Raw genomic sequence first — 14,755 nt, 5'->3', positions numbered from 1 at the left:
GGGTCACGCACGTTCATGCGGCGTCACAATTCGGCTCGCCCCAATGCAAAAAACCGCAGCTTGTTTCCCACCCCAAGCCTTGAAGGCCGGGTTTGGGAAACAAGCTGCGGTTCCGGTCATCGAGAACGTCAGATGACGTAACGTTCGTCCTCATGGTCGCCCGGGTGGTCCTTCACCAAGCCGGCCGCGAGCGTGTTGCCGTCCACGGGATCGATCACCAGAAACGCGCCCGTGCGGCGGTGGTGCAGGTAGTTCTCCAACGGCAACGGCGCGGCCAGGCGAAGCTGGGCGTTGCCGATGTCGTTCAGCTCAAGGCTGGAGGCAGCCTCGACGTTGAACGTGGCCAGGTCCAGCTTGCCCGTCACATTGCGGACCAACGCCTGGACGGTGCGGGTCCCGTGCTTCACGAGCACCTTGGCACCTTCGCGCAACGGCTTCGGCGAAAGCCAGCACAGCGCGGCGTACAGGTCGGCCGAGCTCTCGCGCACCGTCCCTGCTGCGGCAATGGTGTCACCGCGGGCGATGTCGATTTCATCGGCCAGGCGGATCGCCACGGATTGCGGAGCAGTAGCCTCGGCCAATTCGCTGCCGGCGAAGTCGATCCCGGTCACGGTGGTGATCCTGGGCTCGTGGCCCGGGCTCAGGACAGTGACCTTGTCGCCAAGCTTCACGGTCCCCTCCGTGATCTGGCCGGCGTAGGCGCGGTAGTCGCGGTACGCCTCGACGTCGAGCCCTGCGGCGACGGCGTCGGGAGCCAGCGCGCCCTGCGGGCGGATGACCAGCTGGACCGGGAAGCGGAAGCTCTCCAAGTGGCTTTCGAGCTCATCGGCGGCCGGAAGGGTTTCCAGGACTTCGAGCAGGGCCGGGCCGCTGTACCAGGGGGTGCGGTCCGAGCGGTCCACGACGTTGTCGCCGTCGAGCGCCGATACCGGGATGACCGCGACGTCGGCAATCCCATCGCTGCCCAAGCCAAGCTCGCGGGCAACCTTCTGCACGTCCGTCTCGATCTCGCGGAAGACCGACTCGCTGAAGTCCACGAGGTCGATCTTGTTCACGGCGACGATTACGTGCGCCACGCGCAGCAACTGCAGCACCGACAAGTGGCGGCGGGTCTGCTCCAGGACTCCCTTGCGGGCGTCAATGAGTACGACGACGGCATCCGCAGTGGATGCGCCCGTCACCGTGTTCTTGGTGTACTGAACGTGGCCGGGGCAGTCCGCGAGGATGAAGCTGCGGCGGTCCGTGGCGAAGTAGCGGTAGGCGACATCGATGGTGATGCCCTGTTCCCGTTCGGCGCGAAGGCCGTCGGTCAGGAGGGCAAGGTCGATGGCCTGGCTGCCGGTGGCGCCGGCTCCGCCGAAGCCACGGTCGGCAGAGGTGCGGGCGACGGCGTCGAGCTGGTCCGCGAGGATCGCCTTGGAATCGTGCAGCAGGCGGCCCACCAGGGTGGACTTGCCGTCGTCGACGGATCCAGCGGTGGCGAAACGGAACAGCGTTGATTCGCGCAGGCCGGTCTCCAGGAGTGCGGTTTCGGTGCTCATTAGAAGTAGCCGTCCTTCTTGCGGTCTTCCATGGCTGCCTCGGAGATGCGGTCATCTGCACGGGTGGCGCCACGTTCGGTGAGTGTGGATGCGGCAACTTCAACGACGACGTCGGCAACCGTGCGGGCGTCGGAAACGACCGCGCCGGTGCAGGACATGTCGCCCACAGTGCGGTAGCGGACGAGCTTGGTGACGACTTCCTCGTGCGGAAGCGGCATGGAAACCTCGCCGACTGCGCGCCACATACCGTCGCGTTCGTAGACCTCGCGCTCGTGGGCGTAATAAAGGCCGGGCAGCTCAATGCCTTCGCGCTCGATGTAGCGCCACACGTCCAGCTCGGTCCAGTTGCTGATGGGGAACGCCCGGACGTGCTGGCCCACGGTGTGGCGGCCGTTGTACAGGTTCCACAGTTCGGGGCGCTGGTTGCGGGGATCCCACTGGCCGAACTCGTCGCGCAGGCTCAGGATGCGCTCCTTGGCACGGGCCTTGTCCTCGTCGCGACGTCCGCCGCCGAAAACGGCGTCGAACTTGTTGCGCTGGATGGCGTCCAGGAGCGGCACGGTCTGCAACGGGTTGCGGGTACCATCGGCACGCTCGGCGAGCTCGCCACGGTCGATGAACTCCTGGACGGAACCCACCACGAGCTTGAGGCCCAGACGCTCCACCGTGCGGTCGCGGAAGTCGATGACCTCGGGGAAGTTATGGCCGGTGTCCACGTGCAGCACGGGGAACGGAACCTTGCCAGGCCAGAACGCCTTGGTGGCCAGGTGCAGCATGACCACGGAATCCTTGCCACCGGAGAACAGCAGCGCAGGCTTCTCGAACTCGGCAACAACCTCGCGGATGATATGGATGGCCTCGGACTCGAGGGTGTCCAGGCTGGACAGGCGTGCTCGGGGTTCGACGCCGACTGCCGCCCCCGCCCCTTCGCCGCGCGGCTGATCTTCGATCAGCCCAGCGCGCGGCTCCGACAGGCCCGATGCCACTCCCTGGGCGGCAGTCGGCGTCTCAGCAGCGTCGGTTTCCAGCACAGACAGCTCCAGGTCCTCGTTGGTGATTTGGGTACTCATACGTGTAGTCCGCATTCTGTCTTGTCGGTTCCTGCCCAGCGGCCGGAGCGGGGGTCCGCTCCCGGGGCCACTTTGCGGGTGCAGGGCTGGCATCCGATGGACGGGTAGCCCTGGCTCAAGAGGGGGTTGACGGGAAGGATGTTGTCTTCGGAGTACTGGACCAACTGGTCAAAGCTCCAGTCGGCCATCGGGTTGACCTTGACCAATCCGTTGGCCTCGTCCCAGGTGATCAGCGGGGTGTTGGTCCGGGTGGGTGCCTCGTCGCGGCGGACTCCGGTGAACCAGACTTCGTAGCCGGCGAGGGTCCGGCGCAGCGGCTGGACCTTGCGGAGCGCGCAGCACTGGGCGGCGTCACGGGCAAACAGGTCCTTGCCGAGGAGGCGGTCCTGCTGCTCCACGGTGTTCTCGGGGAGCACGTCCACGATGTTCACGCGCAGGTTAGCGGCGACTTCGTCCCGCGTGGCGTGGGTTTCCGGGAAGTGGTAACCGGTCTCCAGGAACAGGACGTCGACGCCGGGAAACTGGTCCGCGACCAGGGCCGGCAGCACGGCGTCGGCCATGGAGCAGGCCACGGCGACGGCGGGCAGTTCGAAGTTGCGGGCAACCCAGGCGATGACGTCGCGGGCGGGCGCGTTCCAGCCGAGCTCGGCGGCACCGGATTCGGCGAGGGCCTTGAGTTCGTCGTGGGAGCGCTGGCAGGGCCCACGGCCACCGGGGTCCCCGGCCGAGCTTGCGAGGTTGGGGAGTGGCTGGGGATTGGTCACTGGAGATCTCCTTCATCTGCGGAGTGCGCCCATTCGGCGAAGGTCTGGCCTTCGGCGCGGTCGGCCACGAACTTCCGGACTACCCGCTCTACGTAATCGGGCAGGTCCTCGACGTAAACCTTAAGACCGCGCACGGTGCGTCCGAGGCCTGCTTCTTCGCGGTTGGAGGAAGCCAGCCCGCCGCCCAGGTGAACCTGGAAGCCCGGGGTGGGGTCGCCGTCGGGCGTTGGCAGCATCATGCCCTTGAGCCCGATGTCCGCGGTCTGGATGCGGGCGCAGGAATTGGGGCAGCCGTTGATGTGCAGGGACAGGGCCTGCGGCAGCTGACCGCTGTCCGCGAGGTCGGCCAGGCGGCGTTCCAGTTCGGCGACCGCGGTGGCTGCCGTGACCTTGGTTTCCACGATGGCGAGCTTGCAGAATTCGATGCCGGTGCAGGCGATGGTGCCGCGGCGGAACACGGACGGGCGGGCGGAGAGGCCGAGGGTGTCCAGTTCGGCGACGAGCGGTTCCACCTGCTCCTTGGCGACGTCCAGCACAACGATCTTCTGGTGCGGCGTGGTGCGCAGTCGGAAGGAGCCGCGGGCTTCGAGGGTGTCCGCGAGCTTCACGAGCTGGCTGCCCGAGAGACGACCGGCCAAGGGTGTGGCTCCGATGAAGAACTTGCCGTCCTTCTGCTCGTGGATGCCGACGTGGTCGCCCGGGGTCGAGGGCTTGGGCGCCGCGGGGCCGTCGGAAAGCTTGAAGCCGAGGTATTCGTCCTCAAGGATCTGGCGGAACTTTTCGGGACCCCAGTCGGCCATGAGGAACTTCAGGCGTGCCTTGGTGCGCATGCGGCGGTAACCGTAGTCGCGGAAGATGCTGGTGACGCCGAGCCACACTTCGGCGGCTTGCTCAGGCTTCACGAACGCGCCGAGGCGCTTGGCGAGCATCGGGTTGGTGGACAGCGCGCCGCCTACCCAGAGGTCATAGCCGACGCCGAGTTCGGGGTGGACCATGCCGACCAGGCCGAAGTCGTTGATCTCGTGGACCACGTCCTGCGAGGGGTGGCCGGTAATGGCGGTCTTGTATTTGCGCGGCAGGTTGGCGAGCTCGGGGTCGCCGATGAAGCGCTCCGCGAGTTCGTGGATCAGCGGCGTAGGATCGATGATCTCGTCCTTGGCGATGCCGGCAACCGGGGAGCCCAGGATGACACGCGGCACGTCGCCGCAAGCCTCGGTGGTGGACAGGCCGACGGATTCGAGGCGGCGCCAGATTTCCGGAACGTCCTCCACCCGGATCCAGTGCAGCTGGATGTTCTGGCGGTCCGTCAGGTCGGCGCTGCCGCGGGCGAAGTCCACGGAGATCTGGCCGATGACGCGCAGTTGCTCGGTGGTGAGTGCGCCGCCGTCGATCCTCACGCGGAGCATGAAGTACTTGTCCTCGAGCTCGTGCGGCTCGAGCGTGGCGGTCTTGCCGCCGTCGATCCCGGGCTTGCGCTGGGTGTAGAGGCCCCACCAGCGGAAACGGCCGTGGAGGTCCGTGCCGTCGATCGAGTCGAAGCCGTGCTTGGAGTAGACAGACTCGATACGCTCGCGGACGTTGAGCCCGTTGTCTTCCTGCTTCCAGGTTTCGTTGGCGTTGAGCGGCGCGGTGCCGTCAACCTTCCACTGGCCATGGGGTTTAGCGGCAGGACGGGCGGTGCGGGCCGGGCGCTTGGGTGCAGCCTCGTCCGCAGACGCTCCGGCTAGAGCTGTATCAGTCATGCATCGACTGTAGGGCTGGCCAGAGAGGCGTAACAAAGGTCCGGGAAACGGAAAGTCACCTAGGGAAACATTTCGTCACGAACCGCCGTCGGGCCTTGTTCAGCTGGCCGCGCTGTGCATTCGACATGCCCGCTCAGGAGCGAGCGGCAACCGCCGCGTCGTAGCGTTCCAAGGCGATCTCCGCGAGCACCGGAGAGGGCAGCAGTGGCGCCGTCACGACGTCGGCGCCGGCCTTGGACAGCTGGTCGTGGAAGTAGCCCGTGGCCAGCAGATACGAGGACACGACCACCCGGCCGCCGTCGTCGGTGACTTCCGCGCCGGTGACTTCCGCGCCGGTGAGTTCGGCGCGCAGGGCCGCGACGCCGTCGGGCACGTTCGGCTCGGCACTCGCGCCATAGGCGACGCGCACCTTGTTCGGCAGCAACTCGGCGAGCTGGCGCGCCTGCTCTTCCGAATCGACGGAACCGTCCGGCAGCGACGAGCCCGCGGCGGCGAGCAGGACGCCGTCGCCCTCGCCGAGGCCGGCGTCCCGCAACCGTGCCGCGAGCAGTTCCGCGAGGCGCGGATCCGGCCCCAGCGGCGGCGCGGCGGTCACCTCGGGGCGAGACTTGATCGCCTTGGGGATGTCCACCTTGACGTGGTAGCCGGTGCTGAGCAGCAAAGGAACGACGACGGCGGGCGTGCCTTCCGGGAGCCCGGCCACCACGCCGCCCAACTCGGGCTCCTGGACGTCTACGTAGGCCTCGACGACGGTCAGGCCGGGGCGCAAGGCCTCAATCTCGGCCATGACCTGGCGGATAGCGGCCTGCCCTTCGACGTTCCGGGTTCCGTGGGCGCACGCGATCAAGACGGGGCTGTTCATGCGTGCAAGCGTAACGTTGGGCGAGCATGATCGCCCGTCTGTGAACGAAGAATGGAGCTGCATTTGTTCACTTTTGACCTTGCGCTGGTATGGCTGGATCTGGCCGGCGTCTTCTTTTTCGCCGTGTCCGGATCCTTGCTCGCGGCCAAGAAGCAGTTCGACATCATCGGCTCGCTCCTCTTGGCTTCGCTGGTCGGCCTGGGCGGCGGCGTCATCCGAGACATCGTCATCAATGCCGGCCCGCCCGCGGCGTTCACCAACCCGGTGTACCTGCTGCCACCCTTGTTGGCCGCGGGGCTGGTGTACTTCCTGTTTTCGAGCATCCAGCGCTTCACGTCCCTCTTGACACTGTTCGACGCCGGCGGGCTGGCCTTGTTCTGCATCACGGGGACGCTCAAGGCACTGGCCGCTGGGATGAATCCGGTGGCTGCAATCTTGTTGGGAGTCACCACGGCTGTGGGTGGCGGCTTGCTCCGCGACATCACAGCCAACGAAATTCCCAACCTCTTCAACGCACGGGATCTCTACGCCCTGCCGGCCCTCACGGGGGCCGCCCTGACCGCACTGCTCTGGAACATCGGCGCCTTCACCGGACTGACGGCGGCCTTGGTTGCCGGCTGGGTTTTCGCCTTCCGGGTGCTGGCTTGGCGGCGTGGTTGGCGGGTGCCCCTCGCGGTCCGGGGATGGCACCGCGCCGGGGTGTCCCCGGGCGCCGATTCACGTGGCCGCGATTAGCTAGGATGGGAGCATGACTGACATGTTCCTCGAGAAGTTCCGCGCGCTTGTACCGAAGTATCTCGAGGACGAATGGCAGGAAGAAGACGGGCTGTCCGCCGCTGAGCTGGACGAGGCCCTGTCCGCCCACTCGTTCACCATTCCCATGGTGCTGCGCGAGTTCTACCTCGCCCTCGGTGGTTGCGAGGACCTCATGGAGGCCTACCACTACTTCTGGGACCCCGAAGAACTCGAAGTGGACGACGAAGGTTTCCTCATGTTCTTGGAGGACGAGGAAGAGCAGTTCACTTGGGGCTTCCGCGTAGGCGACCTCGGCGTCCCGGATCCCATCGTGTGGCGCCGCAACAACGCCCGCGGCCAATGGAAATCCGAAGAAGGCACGTTCTCCGAGTTCGTGTTCGACATGTTCGACTGGGCCTTCAGCGACGAAGACTAGGGTTTTTGGGGGTACCGGGGGGCTGCCGAGGGCTGCGTTGGGGCCGCCGGGGGCGCCGGCGCCGCGCCTTCCTGACCCTCTTTGAATTTCGAGGAGCCGTGACACACCTGGATCAGGGTGTGTCGCGGCTTTTTTCGTGCCAAAGAAGGTCAGGACGGTCCGCGCTTTGGTGGAGTCTGCTGCTGGAGTACGACGGCGGCACCCACCCGGGCGCGTATCTTGCGGGGGCGAAGCGGCCGACTTCCCGGTGCCGAAACACGGTCAAGACCTCGTTGACCATCTCTTCAGGACGGTGGACCACGTCCTGGTAGAAGTAGTGCAACGACAAGAGCCCACCCTTCACACTGGCGTTGTCCCGGTACCGGTCCTTCTTGACCTGCCGCGGCTCCAGATGCGTATGGCCGTCGAGTTCCACTACAAGGCACTCGTTGATCAGGCAGTCCACCTCCCCCACCCCCGCCAGTTCCACATGCATCCGGACCCGGAGACCCGCCCGGACAAAGTGCGTGTGTGCGAGCACTTCCAGCAAGGAATCAGCCCTGGGCAGCACAAGATCCAGCGCAGCCCTCGCTGCTCCGTTGCGGTTGCCTTGCAGTTTCGTCTTAAGGAAGTCTGCGGTGATCAACCCGCGGCTAATTGCGGACTGGACAATTACCAAGGATTCCAGTTCGGGTCGGCATCTCAGGGCGTGGATAAGCACATCAGCTAGGCCGGCCACAGGAAGGTACGGATGCCCCGGGTGGCTACATCGGGCGTGGTCCACCACACCGTCCCGGACTAGGCCGCTACCGCAGCTGAGATGGATGGCCTCGTGTTTCCGGGAACTCCCCAGTCCTTGGACGCCTCCTGGCTCCTGCAGCTGCCACAAATTGTAGAAACGAACAGCCGAAACGCAGGTCAAGACGCCATTCGCCGCTAGCGCAGCAACGATGCCTGGATCGGCGCCCTCAATCGTGTAGATCCCACGGCGCAACAGGTTGAGCGTTCCGTTGCGGAGCCCTTGGGCCAACGCCGACTTGGGAAAGCCCGCTCTAAGCAGTTGCGCAGTCCGGGCCGCACCGCCCCGCCTCTGGAGGAATTGCACTATATCCATGTGGCCACTCCAGCAGCATCGCTCAGGCGACAGTAGCTCCGGGTTCCCCTATGTGGACAACTTTGCTGGCCCTTCCTGACCTTCTTTGGGTCCATAAACTGCCGGACACACCCCTTCTCAGGCGTGTCGGGGCCATGTTGAATTCAAAGAAGGTCAGGACGGCGCGCAGAATTCCCCGAAAACTCCGAAAATCCCTTTGACCGGGAAAGTTGCACCCGTGACAAAGTTGTCATATGCTGTAACCGGATTCACTAAATGCCTCCGGTGGATCTGATGCGAACGGAGATTATGGTCCCGGTTCGTTGCAGCGCGTGACTCGTAGCGTTGCAAGGAACCGGGGCCATTGCATTTAAGCCCAGCCCCCGCGCGCCCCACCCAACTAGCTCGCAGTTGTTGTCGTTATAACGGCTCAAAACGACAACAACTGCGAGTCAGTTGGGTCTGCGACGAAGGAAAAGGGGCGAGAACGACGGCACCCTCTGCAGGGCTGCCCACGCCGCCAAGACTCAGCTGGCGCGCTCCACCACAGCGTGTGCGAAGTTGGTCAGCGACTCCTTGACCACGCCTTCGGGCAACGGCTTCAAGGCTTCGATGGCTTCAGCGGACCACTGGCGCGCAATCACCCAGGATTCAGCAGTGACGGGATGCTCGCGGAGCCCCGCGACGGCCAGGGCCAGGGCTTCATCGGAGGACAGGTCGCCGTCAACCAGCTTCAAGAGTTCGACGGCGGAGTGGTCACCGTTGTCGGCGGCCTTGCGGAGCAGGAGGACGGGCAGCGTGGGAACGCCTTCCCGGAGGTCTGTGCCCGGAGACTTGCCGGACTTAACCTTGACGCCGGTCACGTCGATGACGTCATCGGCTAGTTGGAAGGCCACGCCGACCTTCTCGCCGTACTCCACGAGCACGTCTTCGAAGGCTTCGTCGGCGCCGGCAAAGATGGCACCCAGCTGGCCCGAGGCGGCAACCAGGGAACCGGTCTTGTCGGCGATGACGGAGAGGTAGTGCTCCACCGCGTCCTCGCCTTCGCGTGGGCCCACGGTTTCGTGCAGTTGCCCGAGGCACAAGCGTTCGAAGGTGCGGGCCTGGATCCCCAGGGCACGCGAACCGAGCTCTGACACCAGGATCGAGGCGCGGGCAAAGATCAGGTCACCCGTGAGGATGGCTACCGAGTTGCCCCAGACTTCGTGCGCCGTGGGGGCACCGCGGCGGTAGGGCGCGGAGTCCATCACGTCGTCGTGATAGAGGGTGGCGAGGTGGGTCAGTTCAACCACGACGGCGGCCTGGACCACTTCCGGACGGGAGGCGTCACCGAGGTGGGCACACAGGAGAGTCAAAAGCGGGCGGATGCGCTTGCCGCCGGCTTCCACCAGGTGACGCGACGTTGCGTCAGCCAGGGGATCCGAGTTGGCGATTGCTTCGCGGAGCTTCTTTTCCACGCGGGCAAGGTTGGTGGTGATGGCAGGACCCAGCTCCACGTCCTTGGCGATAGCCGCAAAACCGGCAGGAAGCTGCAGGCCAGTGGCGATCGCGGTGGTGGTGGGAGCGGGTTCGACAGCGTCCGGCAGGCCGTGCCCGGCGTGCGTCCAGCTGTGTTCGGCAGAGTGAGTCACGGGTTAACCCTAACTTTTCGCGGAGGAAAGCGTTGATTCGGTGCCGGTACGGGTGGGAGCGGCGGTGGACGTGGTGTTGGAGGTGGCCGGGACCAGCATCTCGAGGACGCGGATGGCGCGGTCCTCGAAGCCCTTGGCGGACGGATCCGTGAGGTTGGCGAGCATCCTGACCACAAAGCGCATCAGCACCGGAATGGGCATGCCGGTCCGTAGTGCGAGTTTCATGACGGCGGGCTTGCCAATGAGGGCGGCAAAGACACGGCCCAGGGTGAAGTGTGAACCCCATTGGTCCCGCACGTAGTCCGCGTACCGCGAAAGGTGCGCGTCGGCGTCGTCGACCGTCCATCCGGCCGAACGCGAGCGGACGGACGCATCAACAAGAAACTCGGCCGCAAAGCGGGCGGACTCCATGGCGTAGGAAATGCCCTCGCCGTTGAATGGTGAAACCATGCCGCCGGCGTCGCCCAGGAGCATGAGCCCCGGCGAGTAGTGCGGCGTGCGGTTGAAGCCCATCGGCAGCGCGGCGCCGCGGATCTCCCCCACTTGGTTTTCGGGCGTGAAACCCCACTCGGACGGCATGCCGGCGGTCCATTCGCGCAGGACCTGCTTGTAGTCGAGCTTGCCGAATTCTTTGGAGGAGTTCAGGATGCCAAGGCCGACGTTGGACGTGCCGTCACCGACGCCGAAAACCCAGCCGTAACCGGGCAGCGGCTTTCCGGACTTGCCAAGAGAGCCGGCGCGGGTACCGCGCCGAGCTTGCGAGGCGTGGGAAGCCGGCGAATGGAGCTCCAGCCAGCCTTCCATCCAGTCGTCGTCGTGTCGGGGCGAGGTGAAGTAGGTGCGGACGGCGACGCCGAGCGGACGGTCGTCGCGTTTGTGCATGCCGAGCGAAACCGCGGTGCGGGTCGAGTTGCCGTCGGCGGCGAGCACGACGTCGGCATGGAAGTCGCGCGTTTCGCCCGTCTTGCGTCCGGACTCGTCGAGCAGCGCGGCGCGCGCGCCGATCACCCGCCCGGCGTCGTCGCGCAGTGCTTCGGTGACGCTGTGGCGTTCAAGGACGACGGCGCCGGCCGACTGGGCGTGCCGGGCCAGTTCCTCGTCGAATCCGAGGCGCGTGCGGATGAGTCCGTAGGTGGGAAAGTCGGCGACCTCGGGCCACGGCAATTCAATGGTGCGGCCGCCGGCGATGAGCCTGAGCCCCTTGTTGCGGCGCCACCCCTCGTCCTCGGCATGCGGGAGGCCGAGCTTCTGGATTTCGCGTACGGCGCGCGGAGTGAGGCCGTCGCCGCAGACTTTCTCACGCGGGAAGCTGGTCTTTTCCAGCACGGTCACGGAAATGCCCGCCCGGGCAAGGTAGTACGCGGCGGTGGACCCGGCTGGCCCTGCGCCGACTATCAGTACGTTCACAGCGTCCTTGTTAATAGGCCGGTTAGCGGGACTGATCGCCGGCTTGGCGGCGCGGCTTGATCTGGCGGCGCAGCTTGGCCACGGGAACGCTTTCCCGGTGTTCGGCTCCGGGCTTCTGGGCGCGGTGCACCGCTACGATGCCGCCGCTCAGGTTGCGGTAGTTGACGTCGGTCCAGCCGGCTTCCTGCAGCCACGCGGCCAGGTGGTCCTGGTCCGGCCAGGCGCGGATGGACTCGGCGAGGTACACGTAGGCGTCCGGGTTGGAGGAGACCTTGGTGGCGATGGCAGGCAGTGCGCGCATGAGGTATTCGGTGTACATGGTCCGCCAAAGGGGCACGACCGGGGCGGAGAATTCGGCGATAACCAGGCGGCCGCCCGGCTTGGTGACACGGAACATCTCCGCGAGGGCCTTGTGTGGTTCGTTGACGTTGCGCAGGCCGAAGGAAATGGTGCACGCGTCGAAGGAGTTGTCCGCGAAGGGCAGCTTGGTGGCGTCCCCGGCAACGAAGTTGATGTCCGGACGGCGGCGCTTGCCGACCTTCAGCATCCCCAGGGAGAAGTCGCAGGCCACGACGTCCACTCCGGCGTCCGCGTACGGTTCGCTGGACGTACCGGTACCGGCAGCCAGATCCAGGACCTTTTGGCCTACCCGAACATCCATCGCATCCACGACGACGCGGCGCCAACGCCGGGTCTGCCCCATGGACAGGACATCGTTGACGACATCGTATTTGGGGGCGACATCGTCAAACATCGTCGCAACTTCGTCCGGACGCTTTTCCAAGGATGCTCGGTTCACCCTGCAATTGTCTCAGACAAATATGGGAAGAACTTTCGGGGCACTCCGGTCCGGGCCCGGTTCGCGCGCCGGGTTCCCGTTCCGGCAAGCGCGGCTACCGTTGCGCGCGGGAGTAATGTTGTTCCATCATGACGAGTACGCTCCGCACCTTGACAGTCCCCCTCGATGTTGATTCATCCTCCGGGGGACTGCCGTCATTTCTGGTCCGGGACGATGTCCTGTGCTGGTCCCGCCGAGAGAACGGACTGGTGGGCTTTGGCGAACTCGCGCGCTTCACCGCTTCCGGGCCCGATCGCTTCCTCGAGGCCGACATCTGGTGGCGCCACCTCGTCATCGAGGCCGACGTCACGGATCCCCTTGAGCTCCCCGGCACCGGCCCAGTGGCCTTTGGCTCCTTTGCCTTCTCCAAGACGTCCGACTTTGAGTCCCGCTTGATCCTTCCTGAAATCGTTGTCGGTATCCGGGATGGGCAGTCCTGGCTCACGCAGCTGACGCTCGACGACGTCGAACTCACCGAGGCGGGAGCGCTCGCGACCCTCGCGGGTTGGCTCAGCGGCGAGTCAGGGACCCGCGAGTCAGCGGCCGGTGAGCTTACGGCGGCAGGAGGCTCCGGCGTCGGGCACCCAACTAGCTCGCAGTTGTTGTCGTTTAGCGGGCCCAAAACGACAACAACTGCGAGTCAGTTGGGCGACGGGAAGGTGACGCTGGAGAGCGGTTCACTGAGCGAGGCCGCCTGGAAGCAGGCCGTGGCCGAGGGCGTGGCGAAAATCCGCACCGGAAAGCTGGAGAAGCTGGTTCTCGCGCGGGACGTCGTGGCGACGCTGCCCGACGGCGTCAACGCCGCCAAAGTGCTCCAGCAGCTGGCCAGCCGTTACCGCGAATGCTGGACCTACGGCGTCGACGGCTTGGTGGGCGCGACGCCGGAAATGCTCATCCAGGTGGAGGGCCGCACAGCACAGGCGCGGGTCTTGGCCGGGACGCTGGACCGTCGCGACGCCGAGGGCGTGGACGGCTCCCCCATGGAATACGCCGAACGCGTGCTGGCCGGTTCGGAGAAACAACGGCACGAGCACGAGATCGCCATCCAGTCACTGACCACCCAGCTCGCGCCCTTCTCCGAGGCAATGAACGCCCACAGCGAACCGTTCATCCTGGAACTGCCCAATGTGTGGCACTTGGCATCGGACGTGAAGGCCGAGCTCGCCGATATCGAGGGACATGTCCCTACGTGCCTTGCGCTGATCAACGCCCTCCACCCCACGGCTGCCGTGTGTGGCACACCTACTCTGGTTGCCGGGGAACTGATCCGGGAGCTTGAGCACATGGATCGCGGGCCGTACGCCGGTCCGGTCGGATGGCTCGACGCCGCGGGGAACGGCGAGTGGGGCATCGCACTGCGCGGCGCGATCATCGAGAGTCCTACCACCGTGCGCCTCTATGCGGGCTGCGGGATCGTGGAAGGCTCCGTTCCCGACGCCGAGCTGGCCGAGACCTGGGCCAAATTCCGGCCGATGCTCGAGTCGCTGGGGATTAGCAACTAAGCCTCAAACCCGAGGATTCCGTTCGAAACCTACCCTCCCAACTGTCTGGGGTGCGAGACAATAGCCACGTTGGGGGTCTTGATTTTTTACTTGGTAGGTTATCCAATAGTAAAACTTAGTTTTCTGTGACGCACATCTCATGTTCGGCGCTACACTATGAACCGATTAGTTTCGCATCCACTGCAAAAAAAGGTAAGAAAATGCAGAAATTCCGTTCGCTCCCGGTCAGTTCGACGCTCAAGGCTGCAACCATCATCGCAATCGGCGCCTTGGCACTGACTGCCTGCACCAACGCCTCAGAGGCCGGCCCGTCGAGCGCCGCCTCGCCTTCCGGCAGTGCCAATGCAAGCTTTGACCCCAGCACCATCACCAAGGACGACACCCTCGCTGCGCTGGTCCCCGCGGCCATCAAGTCCAAGGGCACGCTGACCGTCGGCTCGGACACGACCTACGCTCCTGCGGAATTCCTCGGAACCGACGGCCAGACCCCGGTTGGTTACGACGTCGACATCGCCAAGGCGATCGGCGCCACCCTTGGTTTGAAGGTCCAGGTGCAGACCGCCGAATTCACGGGCATCCTCCCCGCCCTCGGCCCCAAGTACGATCTGGGCATCTCGTCCTTCACCATCAACCCTGAGCGTCTCGGCGCCGTTAATATGGTCAGCTACTTCAACGCCGGCACCGCGTGGGCCGTGCAGAAGGGCAACCCGAAGAAGTTCTCCCTGGATGACGTCTGCGGCAAGTCCATCGGCGTGCAGACCGGCACGGTCCAGGAAGACCCGGACCTCTCCGGCCGCAACAAGAAGTGCGCAGCTGACGGCAAGCAGCCCATCAACATCGTGACACTCAAGAACCAGACCGACGTCACCACCCGTCTCGTCAACGGCAGCATCGACGCGATGGCAGCCGACTCCCCCATCATCGGTTACGCCCTGACGCAGACCAACGGACAGCTTGAGAAGCTCGGCGATGTGTACGACGCCGCTCCCCAGGGCATCGCTGTTGCCAAGTCGGACACCGCCCTCGCCGATGTCATCCAGAAGACCCTGACCAAGCTCATGTCTGACGGTTCCTACAAGAAGATCCTCACCGGCTGGGGCAACGCCGAAGGCGCCATCACCAAGTCCGAGGTCAACCCGGCGGTCAAGTCTTGAG

13 protein-coding genes are annotated in these 14,755 nt (G+C 65.3%); 4 read left to right on the top strand and 9 right to left on the bottom strand.

All coding sequences use genetic code 11. The annotated features are described in order from the left end of the window. Positions 1-128: 128 nt before the first annotated feature. The 5 genes from AC1DJB_RS00235 to AC1DJB_RS00215 form a co-directional block, all read right to left on the bottom strand. Positions 129-1,541, bottom strand: a complete 1,413-nt coding sequence (locus AC1DJB_RS00235) for a sulfate adenylyltransferase subunit 1 (RefSeq protein WP_284990959.1) — start codon at positions 1,539-1,541, stop codon at positions 129-131. Then, positions 1,541-2,611: a sulfate adenylyltransferase subunit CysD gene (gene cysD, locus AC1DJB_RS00230; RefSeq protein WP_441432632.1), complete on the bottom strand. Its 1,071-nt coding sequence runs from the start codon at positions 2,609-2,611 to the stop codon at positions 1,541-1,543. The genes AC1DJB_RS00235 and cysD overlap by 1 nt, the downstream gene beginning before the upstream one ends. After that, positions 2,608-3,375 carry a phosphoadenylyl-sulfate reductase gene (locus AC1DJB_RS00225; protein WP_307053607.1) on the bottom strand — a complete coding sequence of 256 codons (768 nt, stop codon included), beginning with the start codon at positions 3,373-3,375 and terminating at the stop codon, positions 2,608-2,610. Before AC1DJB_RS00225 ends, cysD begins: the two co-directional genes overlap by 4 nt. Continuing rightward, complete coding sequence (locus AC1DJB_RS00220) at positions 3,372-5,117, bottom strand: nitrite/sulfite reductase (protein ID WP_284990956.1); 1,746 nt, start codon at positions 5,115-5,117, stop codon at positions 3,372-3,374. The genes AC1DJB_RS00225 and AC1DJB_RS00220 overlap by 4 nt, the downstream gene beginning before the upstream one ends. Positions 5,118-5,250: 133 nt before the next feature. Then, entirely contained in the window at positions 5,251-5,979 is a 729-nt protein-coding gene (locus AC1DJB_RS00215; protein WP_441432633.1) for a sirohydrochlorin chelatase, read from the bottom strand. Positions 5,980-6,042: 63 nt separating this feature from the next. Between AC1DJB_RS00215 and AC1DJB_RS00210 the strand changes: the two genes are divergently transcribed. Both AC1DJB_RS00210 and AC1DJB_RS00205 read left to right on the top strand, forming a co-directional pair. After that, positions 6,043-6,714 (top strand): trimeric intracellular cation channel family protein, encoded by a 672-nt coding sequence (locus AC1DJB_RS00210; RefSeq protein WP_441432634.1) that lies wholly within the window; start codon positions 6,043-6,045, stop codon positions 6,712-6,714. A 13-nt stretch (positions 6,715-6,727) separates the two neighbouring features. After that, positions 6,728-7,150, top strand: coding sequence for a hypothetical protein (locus tag AC1DJB_RS00205; protein ID WP_059387238.1), 423 nt, complete (start codon positions 6,728-6,730; stop codon positions 7,148-7,150). A 112-nt stretch (positions 7,151-7,262) separates the two neighbouring features. Here AC1DJB_RS00205 and AC1DJB_RS00200 read toward each other — a convergent pair whose 3' ends face one another. The 4 genes from AC1DJB_RS00200 to AC1DJB_RS00185 form a co-directional block, all read right to left on the bottom strand. Further along, positions 7,263-8,243 carry a hypothetical protein gene (locus AC1DJB_RS00200; RefSeq protein WP_441432635.1) on the bottom strand — a complete coding sequence of 327 codons (981 nt, stop codon included), beginning with the start codon at positions 8,241-8,243 and terminating at the stop codon, positions 7,263-7,265. A 506-nt stretch (positions 8,244-8,749) separates the two neighbouring features. Further along, positions 8,750-9,853, bottom strand: coding sequence for a polyprenyl synthetase family protein (locus AC1DJB_RS00195; protein ID WP_059387239.1), 1,104 nt, complete (start codon positions 9,851-9,853; stop codon positions 8,750-8,752). A gap of 9 nt (positions 9,854-9,862) precedes the next feature. Then, positions 9,863-11,260 (bottom strand): geranylgeranyl reductase family protein, encoded by a 1,398-nt coding sequence (locus tag AC1DJB_RS00190; RefSeq protein ID WP_476909827.1) that lies wholly within the window; start codon positions 11,258-11,260, stop codon positions 9,863-9,865. 22 nt (positions 11,261-11,282) lie between these two features. Further along, positions 11,283-12,059, bottom strand: a complete 777-nt coding sequence (locus AC1DJB_RS00185) for a demethylmenaquinone methyltransferase (RefSeq protein WP_084784263.1) — start codon at positions 12,057-12,059, stop codon at positions 11,283-11,285. Positions 12,060-12,187: 128 nt separating this feature from the next. Between AC1DJB_RS00185 and AC1DJB_RS00180 the strand changes: the two genes are divergently transcribed. Then, the gene (locus AC1DJB_RS00180; RefSeq protein ID WP_441432637.1) at positions 12,188-13,600 is read left to right on the top strand and encodes an isochorismate synthase; all 1,413 of its coding nucleotides are present in this window, start codon (positions 12,188-12,190) and stop codon (positions 13,598-13,600) included. A gap of 200 nt (positions 13,601-13,800) precedes the next feature. After that, complete coding sequence (locus tag AC1DJB_RS00175) at positions 13,801-14,754, top strand: ABC transporter substrate-binding protein (protein WP_059387235.1); 954 nt, start codon at positions 13,801-13,803, stop codon at positions 14,752-14,754. Position 14,755: the final 1 nt, after the last annotated feature.

This window comes from Arthrobacter sp. 01T428, from assembly GCF_056398685.1.
Note: the sequence above shows the minus strand (reverse complement) of the source record. Positions and strands in the feature narration are given on the sequence as shown.

What these genes read in the sequence shown, in the direction of transcription:
- AC1DJB_RS00235 (WP_284990959.1), bottom strand. Translation starts at nt 1,541, where the DNA reads ATGAGCACCGAAACCGCACTCCTGGAGACCGGCCTGCGCGAATCAACG.
- cysD (WP_441432632.1), bottom strand. Translation starts at nt 2,611, where the DNA reads ATGAGTACCCAAATCACCAACGAGGACCTGGAGCTGTCTGTGCTGGAA.
- AC1DJB_RS00220 (WP_284990956.1), bottom strand. Translation starts at nt 5,117, where the DNA reads ATGACTGATACAGCTCTAGCCGGAGCGTCTGCGGACGAGGCTGCACCC.
- AC1DJB_RS00215 (WP_441432633.1), bottom strand. Translation starts at nt 5,979, where the DNA reads ATGAACAGCCCCGTCTTGATCGCGTGCGCCCACGGAACCCGGAACGTC.
- AC1DJB_RS00205 (WP_059387238.1), top strand. Translation starts at nt 6,728, where the DNA reads ATGACTGACATGTTCCTCGAGAAGTTCCGCGCGCTTGTACCGAAGTAT.
- AC1DJB_RS00200 (WP_441432635.1), bottom strand. Translation starts at nt 8,243, where the DNA reads ATGGATATAGTGCAATTCCTCCAGAGGCGGGGCGGTGCGGCCCGGACT.
- AC1DJB_RS00180 (WP_441432637.1), top strand. Translation starts at nt 12,188, where the DNA reads ATGACGAGTACGCTCCGCACCTTGACAGTCCCCCTCGATGTTGATTCA.
- AC1DJB_RS00175 (WP_059387235.1), top strand. Translation starts at nt 13,801, where the DNA reads ATGCAGAAATTCCGTTCGCTCCCGGTCAGTTCGACGCTCAAGGCTGCA.